Origin of the sequence: Pseudomonas pohangensis (assembly GCF_900105995.1) — a bacterium.
GTDB lineage: Bacteria > Pseudomonadota > Gammaproteobacteria > Pseudomonadales > Pseudomonadaceae > Aquipseudomonas > Aquipseudomonas pohangensis.
This window is the reverse complement of record NZ_LT629785.1, coordinates 687,444-704,107: the sequence shown is the minus strand read 5'-3', so window position 1 is coordinate 704,107 and position 16,664 is coordinate 687,444. Positions and strand designations below refer to the sequence as shown.

Sequence of the window (16,664 nt, the reverse complement as noted above, 5' to 3'; positions counted from 1 at the left end):
GACTTCGGCTGGCAGCACCGGCAGAAGTCTTGCCTGAGCAAATGTGTCTTGCCCGCTCAGGTCCCCGGCCCGACCAAAGTCACTTCGATACGACGGTTCTGAGCGCGGCCTTCGGCAGTCTGGTTCGAAGCCACCGGATGCGCTTCACCAAAACCCTGGGCGGATATCAGGTCCGGATTGACGCCCTGCTTGACCAGATACTCGACCACGCCGTCAGCGCGCCTAGATGACAACTGCAGGTTGGACGAAATACCTTCGCGCTGCAGCTCCGGCCCGATCGGCACGTTGTCGGTATAGCCATCCACCACGATCCTGGTGTTCTTGAAATTGGATAACGATGGCACCAGCTTGGCGAGCACTTCCCTGGCCGAAGCACTAAGCCGGTAACCGCCCTCCGGGAACAACACCTGATTGACCATCGTCACCTTCAACTCGCCATTAAGCAGAGTGATCTGCGCCTGATCGGCATTGAACTCGTTTTTCAGGATGTCGTATTCCTGCTGCAAGCCGTCGTAATCACTCTTTGATACGCAACCACCCAGCATCACCAGCGCCACGATGGCAGCGCCGAAACAGATTTTCTTGCCTGATTTTTTCATCACTGATCCCTGATTGTATTGACGAGCCTTGTACAGCCCTGAAAGCCAGCATAGCGGACAACCGGCCGAACCAGCGTAGTCGATGAAAAACCATGTTTTATTGATCCGGACCAATTCAGGCGTGAATAGCCGGCGATGCGGTTTGCAAAAAGCAGCACCCGCAAGCGTGCTCCTGGACCAAAACGATCTATTGCCGGGCCGGATTTACTGGCTCAAGGCGCAACGCCGGCCGCCAGCTCCAGCGTCAACCGGGCAGCGCCGACGGCACGACAACCGCTGGCATTCTGGCCACACCAGAGTGGCGAGAAGTCACCGATTCCAAGAGCTTCCGAATGGCTACGCAAAGGCACGAGCGCGCCGACAGCCATGGGAAACGCCGGTGCCAGCGGGCTCAACGGGCCGAGTTCGCGCACCAGCCGGTTGACGATGGCGCGTGCCGGGCGGCCGCTAAACAGATTGGTCAGCGCCGTATGCCCGGCAGCCGGGCTTTGCAGTGCGGCGCGGTGCACGGCACTGGTAGTGGCTTCCGGACACAGCAGGTAGGCACTGCCGACCTGCACTCCGGCAGCGCCCAGCGCCATGGCTGCGCGCACAGCCTGCGCATCGGCAATGCCGCCTGCAGCAATCACCGGCAGCTCAACCGCCTGCACGATGCGCGGCAGCAGTGCGAAAGTCCCGGCCTGCTCGGTCAGATCCTCCGAGAGAAAATGCCCGCGATGCCCGCCGGCTTCCAGCCCCTGGGCAATGATCGCGTCGACACCGCGCTCCTGCAGCCACAGAGCCTCGGCGACGGTGGTCGCCGAAGCGATGATCTTTGCTCCGCAAACCCGTACCAGCTCAAGCAAATCCGGTGCCGGCAGGCCGAAATGAAAACTCACTACCGCGGGGCGAAATTCAGCCAGCAGCTCCGCCGCTTCGGCACTGAACGGTGCACGCCCGGGACCCTCCGGGATTTTCGCCACGTCCAGCCCCAGTTCGCGGTAATAGGGCGCCAGCGCCTGCCGCCAGGCCGCCTCGCGTTGCGCATCGACTGCGACCGGCTGATGACAGAAAAAATTCACACTGAACGGGCGGGCGGTCTGCGCCTTGAGCATAACCAACTCACTGCGCAGGGCTTCCAGACTGAGCAATGCCGCCGGTAGCGAGCCCAGCCCGCCGGCGTTGCTCACTGCCGCTGCCAGGCGGTGATCCTGCACCCCGGCCATCGGTGCCTGGATGATGGGCAGTTCGATGCCGAGCAGTTGTTGCAAGCTCATCATTGCGCTTCCTGTAGTGGGCCTGGCTGGCCGCTGTTGCACACCGCTTCAGCTTGCCGGATCAGGCATTGCGCCGGCTGTACAGATAAGACAGAACGCCAATGCCGACGACAAAGCCGAGCATGATCAGCCAGACGTAACTCTCGATATAAGCCGCCAGCACCAGCGACAGGGCGAGAAAACCACCAAGCAGCATGACCAGCGGCCCCAGTTGCAGCCCGGCGGCAAACACCGTCATCGCCAGCAACAGCAACACGATCAGGCCGGCATTCTCGTTATCCAGTCGTCCTGAATGCAGCAGCACGTATACCAGAAACACCCCGACCAGCAGGCTCAACCAGAGCATCAACTGGGCCCGCAGCACTGCAGCCCAGTGCAGCCCGCGGTTGTGCTCCTGCAGCCACTCGAGCAGCAGGCAGGCGCCGGCAAATACCGGCACCATGGCCAGCCAGTAGAGGTGGCTGCGCGCCGGATTGATGTCGGTATAACCGACACCGCCGAGCGCCAGCAGGATCAGAAAGGGAAAGAACAGTTTGTAGAATTTCAGCTTGCGCGGTGCACCAGCGTTGCCTGATTCATCCATCTTGCTTGCCTCCTGTCCGGGAGGGTGCCTGAGCCGTCCGGCACCCGGACCACGGGCTGCGTGAAAGTTACTCCGCCAGCCCCACATACATATTCTGCACATCATCGTGCGCATCAATGGCCGCGAGGAAAGCCTCGACCTCCTCCAGCTCGGCCCCGCTCAGGCTGACCGGGTTTTTCGAACGATAACCCAGCTCCGCCGAATTCACACTGAAACCGAACTCCGGCAAGGCGCGGCAGACCGCATCCAGATCGGAGGAGTCGGTGAGAAACAGCGTAGCGCCTTCTTCAGCCGGTTCGAAATCCTGTGCCCCGGCTTCGATGGCGGCCAGCTCCGGGTCGGCATCCGGCGTGACGGGTGAAGCCTCGATCATGCCCAGATGATCAAAGTCCCAGGCGACCGAACCCGAAGCGCCCAGCTGGCCCTTGCGGAACAGCACGCGGATCTCCGCCACGGTGCGCTTGATGTTGTCGGTCAGGCACTCGACGATCAGCGGCACCTGATGCGGGGCAAAGCCTTCATAGATGAGCCGCTCATAGTGCACCGCATCACCCAGCAGACCGGCGCCCTTCTTGATCGCGCGCTCCAGGGTTTCCTTGGGCATCGAGGCTTTTTTCGCCTGCTCGACCACCAGCCGCAGGCGCGGATTCATATCCACATCGGCACCGGCTCGCGCCGCGATGGCAATTTCCTTGGCCAGCTTGCCAAAAATCTTGCCCCGCGCATTGGCCGCTGCTTCCTTACCCTTTACTTTCCACTGTGCACCCATGACTGCCGCTCTCTTGATTCAAATCGATGGTAGCTGCGCAGCGCAAATGACCCTGCGCGCTTGTATCTTATGTTAATGCTTTAAGCGTATTGCCGCCCAGCTGGCTATTCTTGCTGAACCCACCCGCCAACCGGAACCTGCCATGCCGCGCCTGCTCAATGATCTGAAAATCATCATCTTCACCAATGCCTGGATTCTGCCGGTGCTCGGCGGATTGATCGGTGCGGTATTTCTGTTCGTGGCACCACCACCACCGATGTCCGCGTCCCTGGCCACCGGCCCGGCCGGTAGCGGTTATGCCGCGTTTGGCGAGCAACTGCAGGTGGAGCTGGCCAAACAGGGCTTTGACCTGCAACTGGTCAACACCTCCGGCTCGCGGGATAACCTGCAGCGCCTGCTCAAGGAGGACAGCGATGTCAGCCTGGCCATGGTGCAAAGCGGGCTGGAGCGCCAGCTCGATGTGCCACAGCGTGAACGTCTGCAAAGCCTCGGCGCAATCTATCAGGAACCGCTGTGGCTGTTCTATCGCAGCCAGCATGAGGTGCAAGGCATTGCCGACCTGCGCAAACTGCGGGTCGGGTTGGGCTCGGCCAACAGCGGCACCGAAGAAGTCACCCGGGCCATTCTGCAGGCCAACCAGATAGCGCCGGCCGATTACTCCGCAAGCTGGCAGGCCATCGGAGGCAAAAGCGCCGCCGACAATCTGCTGGCCGGCGATCTGGATGCCGCGTTTTTTGTCGCGCCACCCGACAGCCCGCTGATCCAGAGACTGGCAGCCAGCCCGCAACTGCAGCTGGCCAATTTCCGCCGGGCTGCCGCCTATGAGGCGCGCATTCCGTTTCTGCGGCATGTCAAGGTTGGCGAAGGCCTGCTGAGTCTGGCGCACAACTCGCCACACCAGGACATCACCACCCTGTCGCCGGTCGCCACGCTGGTAATCAATGAGGAATTCAACCCGGCACTGGTGGCGCTCATCCTGCAGGCGGCCCGCGACGTCATGCACGACGGCACCCTGCTGGACCCGCCCGGCGCCTATCCGAGTGCCGAGCCGACCACCTTCGCACTGTCCTCCGATGCCGCGCACTACTACCAGAAAGGCCTGCCGCTGCTGCAGCGCTACCTGCCGTTCCGCATCGCCTCGCTGGCTGATCGCTACATCATTCTGCTGATCCCGCTGCTGGTGGTACTGATCCCGCTGTTCAAGGCCGTCGGCCCGCTGTACCGCTGGCGCATCCGCGCGCGCATCTATCGCTGGTACAAGCACCTGCGCGAGATCGACCAGCAGCTCAACGCCGGTACCCTGCCCGCGCAGCTGGATGCGGAGATCGTCAGGCTGGAAGGGCTGGAAGATGAACTGGCCAAGGTCGATGTGCCGCTGTCCTACTCCAGCGAACTGTATGAACTGCATGTGCATCTGCGCTATGTGATCGAACGGCTCAAGGCATTGCAGCAAAAGCAGAGGCAAGTAGCCGGTTCCGGCATTTGAGATAAGTGCACTCAACTTGCAGGAGCGAGCTTGCTCGCGATCCAGGCCGCGCCAGAGCTTCGCGAGCAAGCTCGCTCCTACAAAAGATGCGCTACCCGCAGCGCCGAGATCAGCATCCGCAGCGTTTACCCATCCGCCTGTTAAACTGCCGCTCCCGACGTACCGAGCACCGAGTCCCCATGCCGATCCGCCATTGCATCGTCCACCTGATCGAAAAGAAACCCGACGGCACGCCAGCCATCCTGCACGCCCGCGAAACCGAGCTGGGCAATTCGGCGGCCATGGAAAACCTGCTGGCTGACCTCAACGAAAGCTACAACGCCAAACAGGGCAAAGCCTGGGGCTTCTTCCATGCAGAATCCGGTGCCTACCCGTTCAGCGGCTGGCTGAAGCTATATCTGGAAGACAGCGAGAATTTCGCCCAGTTCAGCCGCAAGGCAGTCGAGCAGCTGAAGAAGCTCATGGAAGAATCCAACCTGTCGGTCGGCGGCCATGTGCTGCTGGCGCATTACCAGCAAGGCATGACCGACTATCTGGCGATCGCCCTGCTGCACCACAGCGAAGGCGTCACCGTCACCGAGGCGCTGGACGTGGAACCGGCGCGTCACCTCGACCTGTCGCAACTGCATCTGGCGGCGCGCATCAACCTCTCCGAATGGCGCAACAACGCGCAATCCCGCCAGTACATTTCCTTTATCAAGGGCAAGAATGGCAAGAAAGTCTCGGAGTACTTCCGCGATTTCATCGGCTGCCAGGAAGGCGTCGATGCTCCCGGCGAAACCCGCACGCTGCTCAAGGCGTTCAGCGACTTCGTCGAAAGCGAGGATCTGGCCGAAGAGCAGACCCGCGAGAAAACCGACACGCTGATCGACTACGCCACCAGCCAGTCCCGCATCGGCGAACCGATGACCCTGCGCGAACTCTCGGGCCTGATCGACGAGGAGCGCCCGCAAGCCTTCTACGACCATATCCGCAACAAGGACTACGGCCTGTCGCCGGAGATTCCCGCCGACAAGCGCACCCTCAGCCAGTTCCGCCGCTTCACCGGACGCGCCGAAGGCCTGTCGATCAGCTTCGATGCGCATCTGCTCGGCTCGAAAATCGAGTACGACGAAGCCCGTGACCAGCTGATCATCCGCCAGCTGCCGACCCAGCTACGCGACCAGCTCAAGCGCAGGAAAGACTGATGCTTGAGCGCCTGCCCGATGCCCTGCTCGACAGCTGCCGCTGCAATCCGGCAGCGCCACTGGCAGGCGATCCGGCGCGCGATTTCGGTCTGGATAAAGCCGGCAGTATCGGCCAACTGCAAACCATCAAGCAGTACCTCGACGAGCAGCAGCAACTGCTCTGGGCCAATCGCAAGCAGGCTGTGCTGATCTGGCTGCAAGGCCCGGACTGCTCGGGCAAGGACGGCGTGATCCGCCATCTGTTTCGCGGCCTCAACCCGCAGGGCGTGCGGATCAGCAACTTCCGCCAGCCGACACCCGACGAGCTCAACGAAGACTTTCTCAGCCGCTACCGGCGCCAACTGCCGGTCACCGGTAGCATCGGCATTTTCAACCGCACGCCCTATGAAGGCGTGGTCAGCGACCTGCGCGACGGCTTTATCCAGCCGGAGGACGTACCCGCTCGGCTGCAACAAATTGCCGGCTTTGAGGATGAAATCACCGCCAGCGGCACCCTGCTGCTCAAGGTCTACCTGCAGATCTCCAGGGCAGAGCAACATGCACGCCTGAAGAAGCGCCTGCTCAACCCACACAAGCACTGGAAAATCAACGCCAGCGACCTGCCGGCGCACCGCTGCTTCGACCAGCTGCAGGCTGAATGGGCTGCTGTACTGCAAAACAGCCAGCACGAGGCTGCGCCCTGGTACGTACTGCCGGCAGATCACAAATGGCTGCGCAACCTGCTGCTCGGCAGCCTGCTGGCCCGGCAGTTCGAAGCACTCGACCAGCAATGGCCGCTACCGCCATTGCCGTTTACGCTGGAGGAGCTAGAAATAAACTGATCGAAAGCAGTTGTATCAAGCAAATGGAATTTGAAATCGTCATGAAAGGGAAAATCATGAACCACCTGTCACGCTCGTTTGTTACCGCCATAGGCGCTGCACTTATGGCTGGATGCGCTAACACTCCACTTGAAACGGTCTATGTCCCGGTCAATCTTTCTGAATGGAAAACTGCCACCGTTATTGATCGACGCGGAACTATGACTTTGGTCGAGTTCATTCCCAAGGATCAGGCCGCGGACAGCTGGGAGAGAATCTTTTCCATCCAGTTCATGGAAAATCAGCATTACTCGACCACCGACTGGGTAAAAGGGCTGTACCAGAAAGTGGCAGCAATCTGCCCGACGACCAAATGGGCAGTTATCGAAACAGACACTTTCAGTACGTTATACGAGTGGTCTGTCAAGGATTGTCCAGGACAAACAGACCAATACGAAATAGCTCGCATCCTTAAAGGCAATGACGGCCTTCATCGCATCGCCTATGTTCGTCATAACACTACGATGCTGACTGTTGATGAGCGCGTACTGTGGATACAGAACCTCAAGAGCGGCTATGTGGTAAAGGGCGATTCAGACCTACCTGAAGTCATCAGGCCTTAGTAGCAAACAGGCATACTCGGCCGGGCTTCCCTCGAATATCCCTGGCGAGATTCCAGCAACGGGTATTCAAGGCGGATCTCAGACCGGATTACTTTCCAGCTATCCCGCCGGGGAACTCTTGCCCATGCCCCGGCCGATCGACCTGCCCTGCAGGAGCAGGCTTGCCCGCGATGCGGTACTTGATGAGCCATCGCGGGCAAGCCCGCTCCTACAAAAGCATCTACAACAACAAATAATGCCCAGACAACCCCGGGAGCACTTGCATGGCGATCAACATCGTTCGTTTCGAACAGCAGAACCAGGCCCGCTGGGGCGTCCTTCACGGGCAACAGATCGCCCCCATACCGGGCGACTACGCCACCACCGGCGAGCTGATCCAGGGCATGACTATCAGTGAACTCCAGGCCCTGCCAGTCGCCGAACTGAATCTGGCTGACGTCAGCCTGCTGTCGCCGGTAACCCGCAACCAGCAGTTCGTCTGCCAGGGCGCCAACTACCGCCAGCACATGATCGAATCGGGGATGAACCCGGACGCAAAGAACTACAACATGATCTTCACCAAGGCGCAGAGCTGCATCTGTGCTGCCGACAGCGAGGTGATCAAGCCCTCGAGCGTCAGGTTCCTCGATTACGAGATCGAGCTGGGCCTGGTCATGCGCCGCGAGATCAGCGGCAAGGTGACGGTCAGCGAGCAGAACCTGCACCAGTTCATCGCCGCTCTGGTGATCGTCAATGACTACTCGGCGCGCGACATCCAGATTCCGCAGATGCAGTTCTACAAGGGCAAGAGTTTCCGCACCTTCGGCCCGGTCGGCCCCTGGCTGTGCCTGCTGGAAGCGCAAGACATGCCCTACCTGAAAAAGCTGCAACTGAAGTTGACGGTAAATGGCCAGATACGCCAGAACGACAGCACCGCCAATCTGGTGCATGGCCCGGTCGCCACCCTCAACGAACTGGCAGGTGTGCAGGATCTGGCGCCCGGTGACCTGATCGCCACCGGCACTCCGGCAGGCTGCGCCCTGAGCATTCCCTCGCCGGCGAAGATGCGCATCGCCGCGTTACTGCCGGAAGCCAAAAAGTGGGCACTGTTCCTCAAGGCCCAGGCAGCGCGCACGCAGTATCTGCAGGTTGGCGACAGAGTCGCGGCGAGCATTCGCAGTGAGGACGGCAAGATCGATCTGGGCGTGCAGCACAACCGGATCGTGGCTGAAGCCTGAGCCAGCTGCTGCAGCCAAAGAATGGTGTAGGGTGGGCTTCAGCCCACCAGCTAGATAAGTACCGGTCTGCGGTGGGCTGAAGCCCACCCTGCGGGGTACTCTGCGCTTTACCGATACCAATTCATGCCCAACCCAGCACTGAAGGAAAAACTGACGCGATGAGCATACGTAGTCTGCAGGACATTCTGCGCCTTGAGCAAAACCCGCTGCCGATTGATGGCTTGCACAGTACCTACCAACTGATCGCCCGCGGCGCCACCATCGATCCGCAGGCGCCGGCCCTGTCATTCATTAGCCGTGTCGAAGATCACGCCACACCGGCACGCTGGAGCCATGCTGAGTTACTGGCGGAAATCACCCGCGCCGCCAACCTGTTCCGTAGGCTGGGCATCGAGCGCCGTGGCACGCACAGCAGCGTGGTCGCCAGCATTCTGCCCAACCTGCCGGAAACCCACTTCACTATCTGGGGAGCGGAGACCGCCGGCATCCTGTTTTCCGTGAACCCGCAACTGGAGGCCGCACAGATGGGCCAGCTGCTGCGTGCCGCCAAAGCGCAGTGGATAGTTACCAGCGGACCCGAGGCCGATCCGCAAAACTGGCAGCGCGTGGCCACCGCGATTGCCGGCTTGCCTGACCTCGCAGGTATCCTGGCGGTCGATCCGCTGCGCCATATCGCCGGGCACCACAAGCCCCAGGTATTACCGGCAACCCTGGGTGGTATCCCGGTGCTCGATTTTCACACCGAACTGGCTCGCGAAGACGGACAGCGGCTGGGCTTTGCGCTACCCGAAGCTGAAGATTACGCCTCGTATTTCTGCACCGGCGGCACCACCGGCCTGCCGAAAATCGCCCGCCACACCCAGCGCAATGAAGTGGCCAACGCCCTGCAACTGGCCGCCGTGACCGGGCCACACATGCTCGTGCCCGGCCGCACCACGCTGTGCGCCTTGCCGCTGTTTCATGTCAATGCGCAGCTGGCCAGCGGCCTCGCCGCGTTCGGCCACGGCGGTCATGTGCTGCTGGCGTCGCCGGCCGGCTACCGCAGCGCCGGACTGATACCGCGCTTCTGGGAAATCATTGCCCGGCACCGGGTGAATACCTTCTCCGGCGTACCGACCATTTATGCCGGACTGCTGCAGGCGCCCCGTGACGGCCATGATCTGTCCTGCCTGAGCCACGCCATCTGTGGCGCTGCGCCGATGCCGGTGGAGCTTTTCCGCAGCTTCGAGCGTGAAACCGGCATGCGTATCCTCGAAGGCTATGGTCTGACCGAAAGCAGCTGCGTGGCATCGATAAACCCGGCCGATGGCCAATCGCGGATCGGCTCCATCGGTCTGCGCCTGCCGTGGCAGGACATGCGCATCCTGCTGGTGGACGAGGCGCAGATCCGCGAGGCCGAGGATGAACAGGTCGGTGCTATCTGTTTGCGCGGACCGAACATCTTCGCCGGCTATCTCAGTGCGGATCACAACCAGGGTGCCTGGATCGAACTGCAAGCTGCCGATGGTTCGCTGCAGCGCTGGTTCAATACCGGCGACCTCGGCCACCGGGATGCCGAAGGCTTCTTCTGGCTCAGTGGCCGCAAGAAGGAACTGATCATTCGCGGCGGGCACAACATCGACCCGAAAAGTATCGAGGAAGTGCTGGCCGGCCACCCGGCGGTCGCCCTCTGCGCTGCCGTCGGCCGACCGGATGCCCATGCCGGCGAAGTACCGGTGGCCTACGTACAGTTACGCGTCGGTAGCCAAGCCAGCAGCGCTGAGCTGCTGACCTACGCCGCACAGCACATCAGTGAACGCGCTGCCGTACCCAAGGCCCTGCACATCCTGCCGGCGCTGCCGGTCACTGCCGTGGGCAAGATCTTCAAGCCCGCGCTGAACATGCTGGAAATCGAATCGGTGGTGCGTGAAGAGGCTGCCAGAGTCGGCACCACACTTGGCGAACTACAGGTCGAACAGGACCCGAAACTGGGACTGGTTGCCCGTTACCGGGTGGACGGCGATACCGCACCACTGGCCAGCGCACTGGGCCGGCATATCTTTCGCAGCCAGCCACTTTGAAGGAAAAGCGTTGCAGACAGCATTTTCTGTTGCCATGGTTGTACTACAGTCATCATCAAGTGTTGCGGTGGCGGGTTGAGCAACTTCTGTACTTCGCACTACGCCAGCAAAGTGCTCGTACAACCATCAACGTTTGAGGGACTCATCCATGAAGCGACTGCTAGCCAGCCTGTTACTGGTCACCAGCCTGCCGGTTCTGGCGCAGGTTTATACCTATACCGATGCCCAGGGCAATCCGGTATTCACCAACGAGCCGCCGCCTGAGGGGGTCAACGCGCAGACCGTCAATGTACCGCCAACCAATGGTGCACAAGTGCCGGCTGCCAGCAACTACACGCCGCCGCCTCCGGGCAGCAGCGCGCCACCAGCGCAACCGGCCAGCCAGCAGCAAACCTCCGGCGGTAGCTATGCGGATGAGAATGACAACGCCGACTACGACGACAACGAGTATTACGGCGATGACTACGAGCGGCGCAGGGCAGCCGAAGCGGCCGCCATAGATCCGCGGCGTAACCCGGTGGTGGATCCGGTGCGGGTGGATACCCCGGCCGTGGACGCAGCCGTCCCCGGCCCCGGTCATGTCGAGGAAAGAGGTCGCGCTCGCTAGTCCGCGCGCGATTGCCCGGTCGCGTTCGCCGGGCGCAGCCAGCCCAGCAGTGCCTGATAGACCGGCTGGCTGGACAGCAGGGCAAAGTGATCGGTGGCGTAGACGATCTGCTGACGGGCCTCGGGAATCGCCAGCGACAGCGCGCTGTTGTTGTGCTGCCCGAGCGCACTGCGCACCGGCACCAGACCATCACCGGGCAAGCGCGGGCCTGGCTCCTTGCGTTTGCTGGCAGCCACGGCAAAACAGGCGACACCTTCAGGCAGCGGCACCAGTTGCCGCGGATCGTGTTTGTGGTTGCCATCGACGTTCTGCCAGTCCTCATCCAGCAGGTTGCCGAAACGCAGATCGCGGATACCCGAACTGCGAATCATGCCCAGCCGGGTGAAGGGTGCGCTGTACGGGCTGATACCGATCAACAGGTTGGCCCGATTGCCGGCCCGCTCCAGCGGCGCGCCATGGTGCGGCGAACCGAGAAACACCATGTTCTTGAGCAGCGCCGGCCAGCGCTGCCCGGCCTGTCCGGCGTAATGGCAGGCAGCCCGCGCAACCAGTCCGCCCATGCTGTGACCAATGATCAGCAATTCGCTCACCGGCACCGGCCAGGCTTCGACCAGCCGTTCCAGCGTGGCGGCAAACTCATGGCCGTTACTGGAGATATGCCGGCCGGTGTTGTAGTTGAGATAGAGCGCGGTATAGCCGAGCTCCGCGGCCACACCGGCGCCGTGGTCATGGCCATCGCGCAGCCATTGCAGGTCGTTCATGCACAGGCCATGCACCAGCACCAGCAGGCGCCCGTTGGAACCGGCAAAGCGGCTGGCCAGTGCCGCCGTGTCGAGCTCCAGCGGCAAACCGTCCTGTCGCAGGCGCATGCTGATCGCCAGCGGATTGTTGTCGGCAATCAGATAGTCACCCAGTACGCCATTGAGCGCCGACAGCAGCGCTTCACGACGGGGAGAAAACGGCTGACCGGGCAACAGTGGCGACAGCTGCGCCAGCGCCACATCCAGCAAGCTGCCAACCCCCCTGGTCACCCCACGCACGCTGCGATAGACCAGCCCGGTAATGCCGCGGGTGCGGCCAGCCGGCGCCTTGCCAATCAGCGAGGTCGGCGTGGCGATATTGCGGTGCATGTCCTCGACAATATCGGTGACACCGGCCACGGCGTTGATGATCAGCTGGCTGACGCCACGCAGATCGGCACCGCTGTCGCTAGCGGAAATAGCCTGGCCGGGCTGATCAGCCACGGGCGAATCCTGTTGCTCTGTACGGGGCATGGCACAACTCCTTTGTTCATTGGCTGGCGCGCCCGTCAGGGCGTCCATGCGGCAGATATTTTCTGCAACAGCTTCCTGCTGCGACACATGGTCATTTGCCGGAATGTTATGGCACCATAAATGCCACTATATCGACATCGGCAATGCTGACTGTCACCATGCCGGGCAGATACCGGGAGCATTCTGCAACCAAACACCCACCGCTGCCCGATTTTTCGGCAATACTGCGCTGGCCGACTGTCTGATAACCATCCGGCACGACGCAGCATTCCATAACCACAACAGCCCGCAGGGCGGAGTAACCCGATGAACAACACCAACTTGAAAGCCGGCATGCTGGCCCTCTATGCCTTGACCATCCTCTCGCTGCTGGTAAACATCCCCGGCGGCTCGGTACTGCAAACCATCATGCTGGTCATACTGATCGCCCACGTGGGCGAAGTAGTGGCTTGCCAGAAGCAGATCCGTCTGCACAAAGGCCCGCTGATAGACAGCATCGCGCTGACCCTGCTGTTCGGTTTCGTGCACTGGAAGCCACTGGCCGACCAGGCTGCCCGCGACGCCAACGCCTGATGAGCAGGCGCATGCCCGCAGCCAGAGCCTTGCAGTCGGGCTTTGTCCTGCTGTTCAGCGCGCTGGCCATGCAGGCCGGTGCCGCCGGCAGCGAGCGGCCCAACATCGTGCTGCTGCTGGCCGATGACTGGGGCTTCAGCGATGTCGGGGCCTATGGTGGCGAGATGGCCACACCCAATCTCGACATGCTCGCCGCGCGCGGCATGCGCTTTTCCAACTTCCACGTCACGGCATCCTGCGCACCGACCCGCTCGATGCTGATGACCGGCGTCGACAACCACCGCAACGGCGTCGGCAACATGCCGGAGACCATCCCGCAGGAACACATCGGCAAGCCGGGTTATCTCGGCGTGCTGGATACCAATGTGGTGACCGTGGCCAGCCTGCTGCGTGACAGCGGCTACCACACCTATATTTCCGGCAAGTGGCATCTGGGCCATGAGCCATGGAACCTGCCACCGGCGCGCGGCTTCGAACATTCGGTGATCCAGGCCGACAGTGGCTCGGACAACTGGGAGATGAAGCAGTACCTCTCGCTCAAGCCGGATGTCTACTGGTACGAGGAAGGCCAGCGCATGCACTCGCTGCCGGCGGACTTCTATTCTTCGACCTACTTCGTCAGCCGCGCCATCGAGCAGATCGAATCCAGTCGCGACAGTGCCCAGCCGTTCTTTTCCTACATCGCCTTTCAGGCCAATCACATTCCGCTTCAGGCACCACAAAGCTTCATCGACAAGTACCGTGGCAAGTACGACCAGGGCTGGACGGTACTGCGCCAGCAACGTCAGGCCAAAGCCATCGAGCTGGGGCTGATCCCGCCCGGCACAGCCATGGTGACCATGGACACCACGCTGGACTGGGACGCCCTGAGCCCCGAGGAGCAGGCCTACCAGGCACGGCGCATGGAGGTGTATGCGGCCATGGCCGAGGCCATGGACCATGAAGTCGGTCGCCTGATCGCCTACCTCAAGCAAACCGGCCAGTACGACAACACCGTGTTCCTGTTCCTCTCGGATAACGGTGCTGAAGGCTCCGACCCTTACGCCACTGTCACCGGCCGCCTGTGGCTGGACCGCAACTATGACCGCAGCATAGACCGTCTGGGCAGCAAAGGCGCCTACTCGATCATCGGCCCGAGCTGGGCCAGCGCCGCAGCATCGCCGCTCAACACCTACAAGTTCTGGGCCGGCGAAGGCGGTATCCGCGTGCCGCTGATCGTCGCCGGCATCCCTGGCGTCGCGCCGAACAGCATCAGCCCGGCCTTTACCCATGTCACCGACATAGCGCCGACCCTGCTGGCACTGGCCGGGGTCCAACAGCCCGACGGCGAATACCGGGGCAAGCCGGTGGAGCGCATGATCGGACGCAATCTGCTGCCGGTGCTGCACGGCCAGGCCGACAAGGTCTACCCGGCGGATCAGCCGGTGGGTTACGAACTGTCGGGCAATGCCGCAGTGTTCAAGGGCCACTACAAGCTGCTGCGCAACCTGCCGCCGATTGGCGACAACCAGTGGCATCTGTATGACCTGAGCAGCGACCCCGGCGAGGTCAACGACTTGCAGCAGAAATTGCCGGAGCTGTTCCAGCAGTTGCAACAGGACTATGCCGACTATGCGCAGGCCAACAACGTGCTGCCGATGCCCGAGGGGTACGACCCGATCGAGCAGGTATTCATCAACTCGATGGTCAATGTGTACCTGCCGCAGCTCAAGCGCTGGGGCATCCCCGCCCTGTTGCTGCTGATTTGCGGAATTTACCTGCTGCTGCGCCGTCGCCGCAGACAGCGCTAAATCCATCTACCGAGGACAACTCCCATGCAGTCACTGCGCACACCGGATGAACGCTTTGCCAATCTGCCGGGTTTCAACTTTACCCCGCACTACCTGCAAGTCAGTGATACCGAGGGCGGTGAACTGCGCCTGCACTATCTGGATGAAGGCGCGGCCGATGCACCGGTGGTGCTGATGCTGCATGGCGAACCGAGCTGGAGCTACCTGTACCGCAAGATGATTCCACTGGTAGTTGCTGCCGGTTACCGGGTGATTGCCCCGGACCTGATCGGCTTCGGTCGCTCGGACAAGCCGACCCGGCGCACCGATTACACCTACCAGCGGCATGTCGACTGGATTCGTGCGGTAGTTGAACAACTGGACCTGCAGGACATCACCCTGGTCTGCCAGGACTGGGGCGGGCTGATCGGCCTGCGCCTGGTAGCCGAGCACCCCGAACGCTTCGCCCGCGTGGTGGCCGCCAATACCATGCTGCCGACCGGTGATCATCCACCCGGCGAAGCCTTCCTCAAGTGGCAGCGCTTTTCCCAGTCGGTGCCGGTATTCGAGGTCGGTGCGCTGATCCAGGGTGCCATCACCAGCAAACTCAGTGCTGCAGAACGGGCAGCCTACGATGCACCCTTCCCGGACGAAAGCTACAAGGAAGGTGCCCGCCAGTTTCCGCTGCTGGTGCCCTGCAGCCCGGACAATCCTGCGGCGGCAGACAACCGCAAGGCGTGGGAAAGTCTGGTGAAATTCGACAAGCCGTTCCTCACCGCCTTCAGCGACAAGGATCCGATCACTGCCGGCGGCGACAAGGTGCTGCAGAAGCTGATTCCCGGCTGTGCCGGCCAGCCGCACACCAGCATCGAGAACGGCGGGCATTTCCTGCAGGAAGATCAGGGCGAGGCATTGGCCAGGGTAGTGATCGACTTTATCCAGCGCAGCCGCTGAGCCAAACCCCTCCCCCTCTCCCCAGAGGGGCGAGGGAACTAACGCGCAGGTCTCGGCAGAGTTTCACCCCCCCTCTCCCGCCTGCGGGAGAGGGCTGGGGAGAGCGCTGAGATATGCACGCACCTACCTTCAGGAGTTGTCATGAGCAAAACCATTGTCATCACCGGCGCCTCTGCCGGTATCGGCCGCGCGCTGGCCGAAGAATGCTTCCGCCGTGGTTACCATCTGGGCCTGACCGGCCGGCGCATGGACGCCCTGGAGTCGCTGCGCGGGCAACTGCTGGCCAGCCGCCCGCAAGGCCAGCAACGCATCGAGTTGTGCAGCCTCGACGTGGATGCCGCCGACACCGTTGCGCCCACCCTGCACAGCCTGTTCGAACAACTGGGCAGTGTGGACATCGTGGTGGTGAATGCCGGCATCAACGACTACAGCAAGGTCGGCCGGGGTGACTTCCGCAAGGAGCAGCACGTACTGCAGACCAACCTGATTGGCGCGGTGGCCACGGTGAATGCTGCTGCCGAGTACTTCCTCGCCCAGGGGCGCGGGCACATCGTCGGCATTTCCTCGCTAGCCTCGCTCAAGGGCATGCCGACCCAGGGCGCTTACTGCGCCAGCAAGGCCGGTTTCTCCATGTACCTGGACAGCGCGCGCATCGAACTCAAAGCCAAGAACATCCGCGTCAGCAAGATCCTGCCTGGCTTCGTGGTCACCGACATCATGCCCGATATCGACAAGTTCCCCTTTGCCGTGCCTGCCGCCCAGGCCGCACGGGAGATGCTCGATCTGATCGAGAAGGGCAAAAGCCTCGGCGTAGTACCCGGTTACCCCTGGCGGTTTCTGCGTCCGCTGATTTCGCATATCCCCGACGGCTTGTGGAAAAAACTGATGTAAACCGCTTCAACCTCAA

Annotated in this window: 16 protein-coding genes; 11 read left to right on the top strand and 5 right to left on the bottom strand. The window is 61.8% G+C overall.

From position 1 onward, the window contains the following. Window positions 1-56 precede the first annotated feature (56 nt). The 4 genes from BLT89_RS03385 to BLT89_RS03370 all read right to left on the bottom strand — a co-directional run bounded on the left by BLT89_RS03385 (window position 57) and on the right by BLT89_RS03370 (window position 3,207). A complete protein-coding gene (locus tag BLT89_RS03385; protein ID WP_090193101.1) occupies window positions 57-599 on the bottom strand; it encodes an OmpA/MotB family protein in 543 nt (180 codons plus the stop codon). Between the two features lie 212 nt (window positions 600-811). Then, window positions 812-1,855, bottom strand: coding sequence for an NAD(P)H-dependent flavin oxidoreductase (locus tag BLT89_RS03380; protein ID WP_090198649.1), 1,044 nt, complete (start codon window positions 1,853-1,855; stop codon window positions 812-814). Window positions 1,856-1,916: 61 nt separating this feature from the next. Next, window positions 1,917-2,438, bottom strand: coding sequence for a hypothetical protein (locus tag BLT89_RS03375; protein ID WP_090193100.1), 522 nt, complete (start codon window positions 2,436-2,438; stop codon window positions 1,917-1,919). Window positions 2,439-2,505: 67 nt separating this feature from the next. Beyond that, window positions 2,506-3,207 (bottom strand): YebC/PmpR family DNA-binding transcriptional regulator, encoded by a 702-nt coding sequence (locus tag BLT89_RS03370; protein ID WP_090193099.1) that lies wholly within the window; start codon window positions 3,205-3,207, stop codon window positions 2,506-2,508. Window positions 3,208-3,349: 142 nt separating this feature from the next. On the opposite strand from BLT89_RS03370, the gene BLT89_RS03365 reads away from it, so the two are divergent. The 7 genes from BLT89_RS03365 (at window position 3,350) to BLT89_RS03335 (ending at window position 11,187) form a co-directional block, all read left to right on the top strand. Next, complete coding sequence (locus BLT89_RS03365) at window positions 3,350-4,693, top strand: TAXI family TRAP transporter solute-binding subunit (RefSeq protein ID WP_090193098.1); 1,344 nt, start codon at window positions 3,350-3,352, stop codon at window positions 4,691-4,693. Window positions 4,694-4,872: 179 nt separating this feature from the next. Beyond that, window positions 4,873-5,880: a nucleoid-associated protein YejK gene (gene yejK / locus BLT89_RS03360; RefSeq protein WP_090193097.1), complete on the top strand. Its 1,008-nt coding sequence runs from the start codon at window positions 4,873-4,875 to the stop codon at window positions 5,878-5,880. Continuing rightward, window positions 5,880-6,701, top strand: a complete 822-nt coding sequence (locus BLT89_RS03355) for a polyphosphate kinase 2 family protein (protein ID WP_172829110.1) — start codon at window positions 5,880-5,882, stop codon at window positions 6,699-6,701. Before yejK ends, BLT89_RS03355 begins: the two co-directional genes overlap by 1 nt. Further along, window positions 6,650-7,303: a hypothetical protein gene (locus tag BLT89_RS03350; RefSeq protein WP_157718774.1), complete on the top strand. Its 654-nt coding sequence runs from the start codon at window positions 6,650-6,652 to the stop codon at window positions 7,301-7,303. Before BLT89_RS03355 ends, BLT89_RS03350 begins: the two co-directional genes overlap by 52 nt. A gap of 263 nt (window positions 7,304-7,566) precedes the next feature. Next, on the top strand, window positions 7,567-8,520 hold the full coding sequence (locus BLT89_RS03345) for a fumarylacetoacetate hydrolase family protein (protein WP_090193094.1): 954 nt from the start codon (window positions 7,567-7,569) through the stop codon (window positions 8,518-8,520). 158 nt (window positions 8,521-8,678) lie between these two features. After that, window positions 8,679-10,580: an acyl-CoA synthetase gene (locus tag BLT89_RS03340; protein WP_090193093.1), complete on the top strand. Its 1,902-nt coding sequence runs from the start codon at window positions 8,679-8,681 to the stop codon at window positions 10,578-10,580. Between the two features lie 148 nt (window positions 10,581-10,728). Further along, complete coding sequence (locus tag BLT89_RS03335) at window positions 10,729-11,187, top strand: DUF4124 domain-containing protein (RefSeq protein WP_090193092.1); 459 nt, start codon at window positions 10,729-10,731, stop codon at window positions 11,185-11,187. Here BLT89_RS03335 and BLT89_RS03330 read toward each other — a convergent pair. Continuing rightward, entirely contained in the window at window positions 11,184-12,461 is a 1,278-nt protein-coding gene (locus tag BLT89_RS03330) for an esterase/lipase family protein (RefSeq protein ID WP_090193091.1), read from the bottom strand. The two genes, BLT89_RS03335 and BLT89_RS03330, sit on opposite strands and share 4 nt — an antisense overlap. Before the next feature lie 306 nt (window positions 12,462-12,767). On the opposite strand from BLT89_RS03330, the gene BLT89_RS03325 reads away from it, so the two are divergent. From BLT89_RS03325 to BLT89_RS03310, 4 genes are all read left to right on the top strand, one after another. Continuing rightward, a complete protein-coding gene (locus BLT89_RS03325; protein WP_090193090.1) occupies window positions 12,768-13,034 on the top strand; it encodes a hypothetical protein in 267 nt (88 codons plus the stop codon). A gap of 11 nt (window positions 13,035-13,045) precedes the next feature. Then, window positions 13,046-14,824, top strand: a complete 1,779-nt coding sequence (locus tag BLT89_RS03320; RefSeq protein WP_090193089.1) for an arylsulfatase — start codon at window positions 13,046-13,048, stop codon at window positions 14,822-14,824. A 24-nt stretch (window positions 14,825-14,848) separates the two neighbouring features. Next, the gene (locus tag BLT89_RS03315) at window positions 14,849-15,757 is read left to right on the top strand and encodes a haloalkane dehalogenase (RefSeq protein WP_090193088.1); all 909 of its coding nucleotides are present in this window, start codon (window positions 14,849-14,851) and stop codon (window positions 15,755-15,757) included. 141 nt (window positions 15,758-15,898) lie between these two features. Continuing rightward, entirely contained in the window at window positions 15,899-16,648 is a 750-nt protein-coding gene (locus BLT89_RS03310) for an SDR family NAD(P)-dependent oxidoreductase (protein ID WP_090193087.1), read from the top strand. Window positions 16,649-16,664 lie beyond the last annotated feature (16 nt).

Excerpts from the sequence above, each read along its gene's own strand:
- BLT89_RS03385 (WP_090193101.1), bottom strand. The coding sequence starts at position 599 with ATGAAAAAATCAGGCAAGAAAATCTGTTTCGGCGCTGCCATCGTGGCG.
- BLT89_RS03380 (WP_090198649.1), bottom strand. The coding sequence starts at position 1,855 with ATGAGCTTGCAACAACTGCTCGGCATCGAACTGCCCATCATCCAGGCA.
- BLT89_RS03375 (WP_090193100.1), bottom strand. The coding sequence starts at position 2,438 with ATGGATGAATCAGGCAACGCTGGTGCACCGCGCAAGCTGAAATTCTAC.
- BLT89_RS03370 (WP_090193099.1), bottom strand. The coding sequence starts at position 3,207 with ATGGGTGCACAGTGGAAAGTAAAGGGTAAGGAAGCAGCGGCCAATGCG.
- BLT89_RS03365 (WP_090193098.1), top strand. The coding sequence starts at position 3,350 with ATGCCGCGCCTGCTCAATGATCTGAAAATCATCATCTTCACCAATGCC.
- yejK (WP_090193097.1), top strand. The coding sequence starts at position 4,873 with ATGCCGATCCGCCATTGCATCGTCCACCTGATCGAAAAGAAACCCGAC.
- BLT89_RS03355 (WP_172829110.1), top strand. The coding sequence starts at position 5,880 with ATGCTTGAGCGCCTGCCCGATGCCCTGCTCGACAGCTGCCGCTGCAAT.
- BLT89_RS03350 (WP_157718774.1), top strand. The coding sequence starts at position 6,650 with ATGGCCGCTACCGCCATTGCCGTTTACGCTGGAGGAGCTAGAAATAAA.
- BLT89_RS03345 (WP_090193094.1), top strand. The coding sequence starts at position 7,567 with ATGGCGATCAACATCGTTCGTTTCGAACAGCAGAACCAGGCCCGCTGG.
- BLT89_RS03340 (WP_090193093.1), top strand. The coding sequence starts at position 8,679 with ATGAGCATACGTAGTCTGCAGGACATTCTGCGCCTTGAGCAAAACCCG.
- BLT89_RS03335 (WP_090193092.1), top strand. The coding sequence starts at position 10,729 with ATGAAGCGACTGCTAGCCAGCCTGTTACTGGTCACCAGCCTGCCGGTT.
- BLT89_RS03330 (WP_090193091.1), bottom strand. The coding sequence starts at position 12,461 with ATGCCCCGTACAGAGCAACAGGATTCGCCCGTGGCTGATCAGCCCGGC.
- BLT89_RS03325 (WP_090193090.1), top strand. The coding sequence starts at position 12,768 with ATGAACAACACCAACTTGAAAGCCGGCATGCTGGCCCTCTATGCCTTG.
- BLT89_RS03320 (WP_090193089.1), top strand. The coding sequence starts at position 13,046 with ATGCCCGCAGCCAGAGCCTTGCAGTCGGGCTTTGTCCTGCTGTTCAGC.
- BLT89_RS03315 (WP_090193088.1), top strand. The coding sequence starts at position 14,849 with ATGCAGTCACTGCGCACACCGGATGAACGCTTTGCCAATCTGCCGGGT.
- BLT89_RS03310 (WP_090193087.1), top strand. The coding sequence starts at position 15,899 with ATGAGCAAAACCATTGTCATCACCGGCGCCTCTGCCGGTATCGGCCGC.